Below are 11,188 nucleotides of genomic sequence, written 5' to 3'. Positions count from 1 at the left end.
CTTCGTTCTTAATATGAACTGCAGCTCATCTTACCGCATCGACTCGACCATGAATAATGATTAGTGGCTCATTATTTTTTTATCAAAACCGGCTCACTTTTTTATTAGCGCTGTGGCTCAGTTTTTTATTGACAAAGGCAGCTTGGATGATACAGCCTGACGGTAGCTATGGATAATAAAATATTTATATTTACAAATCTATTAGGAACATGAAACAACGAAGTAAATGAGTTATTGCTATCCCGAAAACTGAACCTCAAAGATCGGTATTATACACGCTTTAATAAAAAATCCAAGAAAGACAAAAGAATCCCCTCAGAGTTTTCACACATTTCAGTGCGTCTGCTCAAAGGGGATTACATCGCTAAGTGCGATATATATTAAGTATAAATTTTCATATTATGCAAATGGATCAATCCACGAATCAATTATATCTGCATCATTCAAATCTATCTTACCGTCACAATTTACATCTGCGAGTAAGAATTCAAGACTGGAAGGATCAGGCATTGGTACAGTATTTGAAATATAATCCATGATAAGCTGAACGTCTTTACTATCAATTCGATTGTTTTTATCTTTATAGACATCACCTAATGAGCGCTCACAAATAGGCGTTTGTGGTAAAGTATAATCTATTCTGGAATTCCATGGGGATGCGATTTCCCATTTACTGTGTGAATTGCCCGTATTGACATCCTTATCGGATACAAGAAAATAACCATAATATGGTCCCGAATCAGTATCATCATGACAGGCATCAACATGGAAATAATAATCGCCAATTTTTACCATACACCATGCATGTACGCCAGGATTATGTACGAAGTATGCCTCAATGCCTGCCTCGCGGAGAAGGAGTGTCAATGCTCTTGCATAGCCCTCGCAAATAGCAAATTTTTGTAAAAATACTGTAGAATCAGAAGCGTTTTCCCAAGACAGATCGGGTTCATGATTTGAATCATATGCATAATCAACATTGTTGCATACCCAATCATGCAGCGCTTTAATCTTCTGAGTTGTTGTCAAAACGGTTGAACTACCAATAATATGTGTATTAGTACCTGCAATGTACGCTATTGTTCCTTTAAGATATTCTTCAAAGAAACTTATTCTATGTTCATCAACATACACAAAATCCTTCATTACTTCTTCCATGAAATCTTCTCTCATTATTGGTTTAGAATAAGGATTATATCTATGGCTTTCGTAAGTTACAATATTCTCATTGTTGACTTTCTTGAAATTTGGGCATCCTTCTATCATTCCTGTATAGATAATATCATGAACAAATCTCTTATCATCATTATGGTAATTTATATTTTCAAGAGCAGTACAGTTTGCGAATATATTTCCTGTTAAATGGTCAGGATATTTTTTGAAAGTAGCTTGTTTTAAACTTGTACAATTGGCAAATGCTTCACTTCCAAGCCAAGTAACTGATGCAGGGATAGATACGGATTCAAGGCTATTGCATCCATAAAATGCTCTATATTCTAATGTTTCAAGATTATTAGGTAATTTGATTGATTTCAAATTAACGCAGTTTTCAAATGCATTACAGCCAATTACATTAGCAGATGGTATTAAAATATTAGAAATACCTGAATTGAAAAATGCGTGATCTCCTATTTCATCAAGTACTGTGGACAAAGATACTGATTCTAAATTGGGCGTGTTTGCAAAAGCATAATCGCCTATTTTATCTACAGCCTGAGGAATAGCTACTCTTGTAATAATTGTATTGCCTTGAAACAATCCTTCGCCAAGCTTAGTTACAGTATGACCGTCAATATTTTCAGGGATAAAGACATACTCGTCGTTTCCATTATATTTGGTAAGCGTTACAGTATGTGGATCTAAAACGTTTACTTCATACTCCCAGTCACCGTAACTGATAGCAGCTGAAGCAGAAATAATATTTGTCTGCACTATTTTGCTGAATACACTTGTTTCTGTTGAAAGTACACCTGATGCTACTATTGAAAGTGCCATTAAAGATGCGATAACTTTTTTTGAATTGGTTTTTAAGGTAATGTTTTAATTCTCCTTAGTTAGTATAATGCTGCAGCATGGATAGTATAGCATAAATATATTTAAATGTCAATGAATTCGATATCACAATAAGTGAAATTTTGTGAAATTCGTTCACACAATGTTAATAATATTGCATTATGTATAATCAAGCTTACATTCAACTATCCTATCAATCAGCATAAAAGTGATATCCAAAAGAGCAGCTGAAAAAACGCTGTTTTATACTGTTTATATCCGTCTTCTGTTTTTGATTATTCTTCAAAAATTGCCCCTCTGACAGCACATTTCCTGACAATTCCCTGTGCAATAAAATTATTCCAGATGAAGAGTATTCAGCAGTAAGATCCAGCTGATTCCATAATAAGAAACTACGGCAACAAGATCATTGACCGTTGTAATAAGCGGACCAGAAGCAACAGCGGGATCAACTTTGATTTTTTTGAAGAAAAGAGGTATTAACGTACCGACGGCACTGGAAATAAGCATAGCGATCATAAGCGAAATACCTATACATCCTGACACTGCAAATGAAAACAACATATCTTTCCCTTTGAATATTGCTATATATAGACCGATTACAATAAACGACAATATTCCAAGAAGAAAACCGTTACACAAACCGATCTTTATCTCTTTTATTACCAAATGCATTTTTTGTTTGAAAGATAGGTTTTCGTCCGTCATAACACGAATAGTCACAGCAAGAGACTGTGTTCCGACATTACCTGCCATATCGAGTATCAAAGATTGAAATGCCATTATGAGAGTCAACTGTGCAACGACCTTTTCAAACACGCCTACAACAGTTGATACGCCAATACCAAGCACAAGGAGCGTCAATAACCATGGCAAACGTTTTTTCATACTTTGCAAAAGTGTTTCGTTCAGATCTTCTTCTGCGGTAAGACCTGCAAGCCTTGCATAATCCTCACCCATTTCGTCATCAACAGCTTCAATTATGTTCCGTGCTGTAATAACGCCGAGAAGCTTGTTACTCTCGTCCAAAACAGGAATGATATTTTCAGAATAATCCTTAAGTTTTTCAATACAATCAGAGGTCTGCTCATTTGCATATACATATGGGAAAGAAGTTGCAATAATACTGGACAAAGGCTTTCCGCTGCGTGCAGTAATAAGATCCTTCAAATCAATTGCACCGTTATATTCATCATCATCATCTACAACAAAAAGAGTTGCAATATTGTCGTTTTCGGCAGCCTGACGCACAAGCTCATTCATTGCTTCTTTGATAGACATATTATCATGGATTATGATGCAATTTGTTGTCATTCTGCTGCCTATCTCATCTTCATCAAATGAAGCGATCAATTTGATCTCTTTTTGAACATCAAGATCAACTGCATCAATTATTAAGCTGCGTTTTTCTTTTCCGATCGACCTGAGTATTTCAACAGCAGTATCTGTATCCAGTTTTGAAACAACAGCTGCGGCTTTACGGACATCCATCTCTTTAAGATAAATGCCGGCGTTTTCTTCATCAAAGAATTCAAATATCTCAGCAAGCATATCTGTACTGCTGATACGATAGAATTTTTTTCTTTCTTTTTCCGAGAGCGTTGACAGAACGTCAGCAATATCGTTAGCATGATAATCTTCAAGCTTATACATCAGCTTTTTCGGAGTAGCGTTGCTGCGAAGTATTTCTGTGATTTCAGCAGTGTAATCCGGTTTGACCGCTGTTTCTGCTGTATGTAAAATCTCCCTATTATCCATTCTTTAATCCTCCTGATCTAAAAATAAGCAGAAGGGACAAATGGGCATAAAAAGCCCGTATATGAGCTGAGCAGGTCACATACGGGAAACAACTATCATTTATTCAAGCGTAGCACGATCAAGCGGAACTAACAACAGTCCCGCTGCGTTTGAATTGATACTGTTTACGCCCGCCAGTCCCGCAACTGTCACTGTTAGCCACTTGATTCACCTCCGTATTTCTTGATATATATTTATTTTAACACAAAACGATACTGATGTCAACATACGAAAAGCAATAAGGCTCCCACAGTTTCGGCTGTGAGAGCTTTTTGTTACATAATATTTTTTGCTTGAAAATGCGGTATAAGTGGCAAAGCTGTTATTTCAGGCTTTATTTTTCATTTCATATCCATTAAACCATGAGGAGCTGTTTTTAGTTCGTTCTTATTATGAAAATTACTGACAATATATCAAAGAAGATTATTTAAACATAGATGTTTCTTTATTACTTCCATGATCTCATCGACGTGTGTTTCCGTGATATTTTTAATATCAGCGTTAATTGCTTCAATGGTTTCCTGATCGTCAGGCAGATTTTCACAGAGTGTGATAGCAAGTACATCATCTGAGTAATTGCTCTTTACAAAGTAATCAACTGTTTCTACTCGTCTGTATATGCCATCATCACCAAGCTGACGGGTTATAAGTCTTAGTGTCCGGATTCCTGAATTATAGTCCTCTATAAGTTTTGTTCTGTTAAATGTCGCAGCAAATTTCTCTCTGTCATCAGGATGCATACTATTTGCGCCGTGAACGATCAGTTCATCAAATATGCCGGCAGACGGACATGAGGTAGATGTGAAATTATCATATGCCATCATATAGAAAGAGTTCCTTGTTAGATTTGTAAAAATGACAAGCGGATACCTCTTGAATATGGCATTGATAAGAAGGCTCATTGCACCTGCTGCACTTTGCGATTGCAGGATATCCGTCGCTTCTTCAACGACTTTATGTTCACAACAAAGCTTGATATATTTTTCTTCCGACATAGGTCGGGCATAAAGATATCCTTGTATCCTGTTACAGTCACAGCTTCTCAGGAAGCCAAGCTGTTCCTTTGTTTCAACGCCTTCGGCAACAGTGTTTATATTTAATCTGTGTGCAAATGTGAAAATACTCTCCAGAACTATGCGTTCTTTCTCGTCCTCACAGTTATGACTAAGAAGAGATTTGTCGATTTTAAGCACATCTGCCGGAACATCTTTAACAAACTGAAGTGAAGAAAGTCCGCTGCCGAAATCGTCGATAGCTACTTTAAAGCCTGAATTCCTTATAGACATGATCCAATCAAGAAGCTTGTCCTCATTGCCGATCATGGCTGATTCTGTTATTTCCACTTCGATCAACTGATGCGGAAGGTCGTATTTGTCAACAATAGCTGTGAGCTTTTCTGCAAAGTTTTCTTCACGGATATGCCTTCGTGAGTAGTTTACTGAAATCGGAAACCGAGGCATCATCTTCTGCTTTACAAGAGTTTGGCATACGATCTCTGTGACATACCAGTCAATTTCCGTTATGAGGTCGGATTCTTCAGCGACAGGAATAAAGAAAGAAGGTGAAATGACTGTTCCGTCGGGTTTTATACATCTGACGAGAGCTTCTGCACTTGTCATTTGTCCGTTAATTGTATCATACTGTGGCTGATAATATGCGGTCAACTCGTTATTATGAAATGCTAATTTTATATCTTCAACTGAATACTTCATAAGATGTCCACCCTTTCATTATGACTTTTTCATATCTCTGATTATTTAAAGCATAAATCTATATTAATTCAAAGATATTGTATCATATTTTTACTGCCAATTCAATATGAATTTTGAAAAATTTTAATAAAAGTGCGGCGAGTGATCGAGAGTATTAAGCTTCTGCCGCAAGCTTAGCGGACTTACAGTGAATGATGAGTCTTGCATACAAATTTTTTTTAGAAAAATTCAAATTTTCGTCTGATTTATACTAAAAGCTTCGATTATATACATAGGATCGTAAAAGGTCCTCAAAAATAGGGGAATTAAATGAAGCTCCGTATGTAGCGAGGATATGAGGATATTATGTACGGGGGTAAAGGAGTAATACTTAATGAAAAAAAGAATTATGAGCGCTGTAACAGCGCTTGCATTAAGTGCAGGGATGGTTAATTGTTTGCCGTTGTCTTCGTTTCAGGCATACGTACAGGATGCAGCCTCAAATGATTTTGAGACATCTTACGGCGGCCGGTCTGAATACGGTGACGGAGTATGTCTGCATACCGAAGAAGGACTCGGAACAAACGGGACAGATGGCATGGAAGTGTCGGGACGCAGTACGAACGATGATGCAGGCAGCAAGCCGACGCTTTATGATTCACAGTGGGGAATTACTTTGGCAGCTTCCGAGCCTATTGAGCCTGATGCTAACGGCTATTACTACCATGACACATTTGAAAGCGGTACTGATAACTGGAAGGGAAGAGGCGATGCTGCCGTTTCTGTGGGCGGAAAAGCTTACTCAGGCAGCAAGGCTCTGATAGTATCAGACAGAACAAAGGCATGGAACGGAGCTCAGAAAACTCTCGATGCTTATACTTTCAAGGCAGGGGAGAGTTACAGCTTCAGCGTAGCTGTTTCGGGCTCAGGCAACATGATGCTGTCTCTCCAGTACAAGGACGCTTCTGACAAGACCAAGTACGCCCATATAGCTGACGGACGTTCTTCAGGCGGATACGTACAGCTTGCAAATCAGAACTACAAGCTTCCTGAGGGTTCGGAATATATTCTCTATGTTGAAACAGAAGAGGGCACGGAAGATTTTACTATTGACGAAGCTATCGTTGCAAAGTCCGGCACGAAGATCGACGTAATTAAGCCGATAGTTACAACTACGACTGCAACTGCACCTGTTGTAACAACTGTAACATCTGCGCCTGCACAGGATCTCAGGAACTTACTTAACTCCAAGGTCAAAAAGTGGGGCGACGCTAACTGTGACGGCGATGTTGATATGAGCGACGTTGTTTTCATCATGCAGGTGCTCGCCAATCCGGACAAGTACAAGTTCAGCGAGGGCGGTGCATATAACGCTGACGTAAGCGAAGCAGGCGGCGGTATCACTGCAAACGATTCTCTTGCTATACAGAATTTTCTTTTAGGCAAGATCGACAAGCTCCCTGAGAGCTATTCCAATAATATCAAGACAGTTACCGCACCGATAACTACGACTACGACAACGACTACTACGACTCAGCCTGTAGCTCAGGTAGATTTCTCGGCAATGGCTCAGAAGTTCGGCAGTGTGAATCTCGAAAAATCCTATAAAAAAGAAAACGAGCATAATCCGCTTATCTCCCGTTATTTCGGCGCTGATCCCGGCGTTATGGAGTACAACGGAAGAGTTTATATTTACATGACCGACGATCATCTCATATACAACGGAAACAATATCAAGGAAAACGATTACAACACGATAAATTGCCTGCGCTGTATCTCCTCTGACGATCTTGTGAACTGGACAGACCACGGTCTGATAAATGCAGCAGGTAAGAACGGACTTTGCAAGTGGGGCGGTAATTCATGGGCACCTACAGCTTGTCACAAGACAATAAATGGCAAAGAAAAGTTCTTCATCTATTTTGCAAACAGCGGCAATGGTATCGCAGTTCTGGAAGCTGACAGTCCTACAGGTCCGTGGAGAGACCCTATCGGAAAGGCACTTATCTCACGTTCAACTCCTAATTGCAATAATGTAACATGGCTGTTTGATCCTGCCGTTTTCGTTGATGACGACGGAAAGGCATACCTCTATTTCGGAGGCGGTGTACCAAACAATCAGAATGCACATCCAAAGACAGCAAGAGCTGTTCAGCTGGGCGACAATATGACATCTATCGTTGGTACACCTGTAACTATTGATCCGCCGTATCTCTTTGAGGACAGCGGTATCCACAAGTACAACGGCAAGTACTATTACAGCTACTGCTCTAATTTCAATACAGTCGGCAATAATCTCGGAATAACAAACGGTGCTATCAACTATATGGTCAGCGACAGTCCTCTCGGACCTTTTACCTATAAGGGTGAAGTATTCAAGGGCATTTCGACATTCTTCGGTACAGGCGGAAACAATCATCACACTATTCTCAAGTTCAAGGATCAGCTGTACCTGTTCTATCACGCGCAGTACCTTCAGGACAGCATGGGCATAAAGGGCGGCTACAGAAGTACTCATATTGACAAGATAACTGTTAACGCAGACGGTACAATGCAGCCGGTCAAGGGTACTAAAGCAGGCGTTTCACAGATCAAATCCTTTGATCCGTTTACAACTTCCCGTGCAGCTACTTTCTCACATCAGGGAGGTATAAATATCAGCGGCAGCGGTGATTCCATAGTGCAGGCGAATAAGGGCAGCTGGTATCGTGTTTCAGGCGTAGACTGCAAAAACGGTGCAAATAGCCTTACTATCAAGGCATCTGCAAAGAACGGCTGTATCATAAAGGTCTGCAAGGGCAGTGCGTCAGGCACAGCAGTTGCATATGCTGAAATACCAGCAGGCGGCTCCATGCAGGAGATAACCGTACCTGTTAAGGATCTCAGCGGCAAGAATGATCTCTATTTCTTATTCAACGCTTCGGCTTCCGTTGACAGCTGGAAGCTCAGTTGATCTGTTTATCTAAGCTTGATTCTCCACTCTTACAAAATAGCGTATCGGCATAAGCGTGGGGATCATATAGAAAATTTACATGAAATTAACGGGGCAAACCTTTCCGCATAAAGGTTTGCCCCGCAGCCTTTTCCAAAGACTTTTAACACGAATTTTTCGCAGACAAGGCGCTCAACGCAATAAAAAAGCCCTGCAAGATATGCAGGGAGTACTTTGTGCTATATTTGCACTGCAATGGCAAATTTTTGTGCTTTCGGAGGGCATGGATAATGCAGTCATGCGTTTATCGTATGACTTTATTTCAGCATTTCCAGTTTCCCCACAAAAAGCGCTCTTGCATCGTCAAAGTCAGAGGCGCAGGTATACAAGGCTACGCAGACATCGTCGTCTGAAATGATGCCTTCCGTGTAGTAGATACTGTTGTCCTTTATCCATTTCTGCCATTTTGCACCGTCAACGGGCAGATCAAACATAGGATCATAGGCGTTGACTATGGCAAGGGCATAAAAATCTATCCGGTATCGGCGGTCATTCATAAATATCCAGCCGTATCGGTGTGAATCATATTTCTCCCTTTCTTTGAACGACCTGATATCGCCGAACATTCCCGATTGCATATTATGTCCGAAGAGTATATTCTGCTTATCGGAAAAGTCACTGGCACATTGATAATCCAGAAAGATCGAACCTACTTCATTTTCTGTTCCGTCGGGAGCATGGTAGAGATAATACTGATTATCCGTTCCCTGAACAATGGGATAATCTATGTCTGAATCTGCAATGTAGATCCAGCCGATAAAGTCCTTGTATTCTTCGGAAAGTATGTCTACACGGTCGGAAATGTCCATTTTTTTATGCTCCGAGACAATGGGAACAGAAGCGGCGTACTCTTTAAGCTCCGAGGCAGTCGTTTCCGATACCGCAGTGGTATCAGAAACATTGACCGTTTCGGAGGCGATCGGATCGGCAGATCCTTTATGCGGAGCTGCAACGGTCTGATGCTGCACGTTACTGCTGCTCGGAGAGGGCAGCATTGCCGGCTTTTGTATCGTACATATCAGCGCTGTCACAACGAGTACCGCAGCTATCCAGAATCTTACCGATCTTAACATATTTTCACCGCCTTGTGGGGCAGTCTCCTCCTGACAGGCAGGAGGGGACTGCAATTATTTTACGCTTCATCAGATCATGTTGTCTGACTTGTTCTTTCTCTTATTGTGCATGAATACTGCGAAGAGAATGATACCTGCAACAGTTAAGAATATAAATGGTGCTATGCTGAAGATAAGACCTGTTACGGATACGTCTCTCAGTGTATTTGTTACTGTGAGCTTATCTGCCTGTGAAAGAGTATTGATAGCAAATCCGTTTACAAGCTCAGCTGTACCGTTTTTCTCGACCTGAATAGATGAACCGGTAACGGAACCGTCGGAATTCTTTAATGAAAGCGCAGTTCCGTTTCCGTCTGCGGAAACTGCATAGATATCACTTAAATCATTAGTTTCTTTTACAACGACTTTCGTATCTGTAGGTAAACCAATGATATTGATTATATCACCATGTTTCAGTTTGAAATCAATTCCCGGAATTGACGCGCTGGCAGATGCCCATGAATTTGTTGTAAAACTCTGATGAGTATGAGTGCCACCGTTATTGTTTACAGCAAAGTCAGCACTATTTGTAATAGAACTGTTGCTGAGCGTTATCTCGAACGGGAACTTATGCTGTTTGTCAGCGAGGTCACCTGCAACCTGCTTTTTAACGACTAAGTTGTAAGTGTGATATGAATCTGATTTCATATTGGCTGGCATTACAGTGTTTTCGGATACGTTTATGCATTCGGAAGAGGTTACGAAACCATCTATCTTGACTGTTTCGTCCGTTGTTGTACTGTCATATACGATACTTGTATCTGCACCGTCTTCTGTTTGTTTAAGTAATACGTAACCGTATATTAAAAGTCCGTTACTCTCAGTATTATACTTAGTATATACATCGAGGTATATCTTATTGGCTGCTTTGCCATCAGTTACTCCTGATGCTGTATATGTTGCCTCAGTTGTAACATCTTCGATAAGATAACGATAAACACCTGGACCGTTATCCTGATTGCCGTCGTTATCGGGATCATATATCTTGTTAGCATTGATATTTATCGTCATGCCTTTTGTATACTTATAGTCAGTGCTGACATTAACAGGAGGTGTTGCTTCCAAGTTTGTACTCTTGGTAGTTGTATTATCCTTACCAAATGTGATAGTACCATTCTTGACCGCAGCAGTTCCTGCTGTTGTTGGAGCTGTGTCATCGCCGCCGTCAACAATTGATGTTATTGACTCTAAAGTTCCGGAACGAACAGTCAGAACTACAGGATTGCCGTCTCGGTCGATAGTAGTGATAGTTGCGTTAGTTACATTCGCAGGGCTTACCTCGTAGTTGTAAACGATATTCGGTTCATAAATGAACTTTCCTTCGGAATTGTACAAAACTATGTCCTTATTTACTACAATTTCCGCATTTGCGGTTGATGTTTCAAGCTTATGTGCAGGAAGCGCATCTATAGTAGGTGAATTTACGGCAGATGCTCCTGTAGGCAGTGCCATTGCTGTTAAAGCCATTATAGCTGTTATAGAAGCTGTAATTTTTTTAAACATAGTTTTTTTCATTAATATCATCCTTTCATTAATTACAATCTTTTTTCCCTTTTACCTTGAAAAAACAGGATCCCCTATGG

At 40.1% G+C, this 11,188-nt stretch carries 6 protein-coding genes; 1 reads left to right on the top strand and 5 read right to left on the bottom strand.

Annotated elements, in window-relative coordinates:
* Positions 1-399: 399 nt before the first annotated feature.
* From K6G33_RS08450 to K6G33_RS08440, 3 genes are all read right to left on the bottom strand, one after another.
* Positions 400-1,995 carry a leucine-rich repeat protein gene (locus tag K6G33_RS08450; RefSeq protein ID WP_296778306.1) on the bottom strand — a complete coding sequence of 532 codons (1,596 nt, stop codon included), beginning with the start codon at positions 1,993-1,995 and terminating at the stop codon, positions 400-402.
* 354 nt (positions 1,996-2,349) lie between these two features.
* On the bottom strand, positions 2,350-3,771 hold the full coding sequence (gene mgtE, locus K6G33_RS08445) for a magnesium transporter (RefSeq protein WP_296778303.1): 1,422 nt from the start codon (positions 3,769-3,771) through the stop codon (positions 2,350-2,352).
* 452 nt (positions 3,772-4,223) lie between these two features.
* Positions 4,224-5,522, bottom strand: coding sequence for an EAL domain-containing protein (locus K6G33_RS08440; RefSeq protein ID WP_296778301.1), 1,299 nt, complete (start codon positions 5,520-5,522; stop codon positions 4,224-4,226).
* Between the two features lie 373 nt (positions 5,523-5,895).
* On the opposite strand from K6G33_RS08440, the gene K6G33_RS08435 reads away from it, so the two are divergent.
* The gene (locus K6G33_RS08435; RefSeq protein ID WP_296778299.1) at positions 5,896-8,454 is read left to right on the top strand and encodes a family 43 glycosylhydrolase; all 2,559 of its coding nucleotides are present in this window, start codon (positions 5,896-5,898) and stop codon (positions 8,452-8,454) included.
* Between the two features lie 296 nt (positions 8,455-8,750).
* Here the strand turns inward: K6G33_RS08435 and K6G33_RS08430 are convergent, their stop codons facing one another.
* Positions 8,751-9,566, bottom strand: coding sequence for a class B sortase (locus tag K6G33_RS08430; RefSeq protein WP_296778295.1), 816 nt, complete (start codon positions 9,564-9,566; stop codon positions 8,751-8,753).
* Between the two features lie 69 nt (positions 9,567-9,635).
* Positions 9,636-11,120, bottom strand: coding sequence for a hypothetical protein (locus K6G33_RS08425; RefSeq protein ID WP_296778293.1), 1,485 nt, complete (start codon positions 11,118-11,120; stop codon positions 9,636-9,638).
* Positions 11,121-11,188: the final 68 nt, after the last annotated feature.

Origin of the sequence: Ruminococcus sp. (assembly GCF_024691275.1) — a bacterium.
GTDB lineage: Bacteria > Bacillota > Clostridia > Oscillospirales > Ruminococcaceae > Ruminococcus.
Note: the sequence above shows the minus strand (reverse complement) of the source record. Positions and strands in the feature narration are given on the sequence as shown.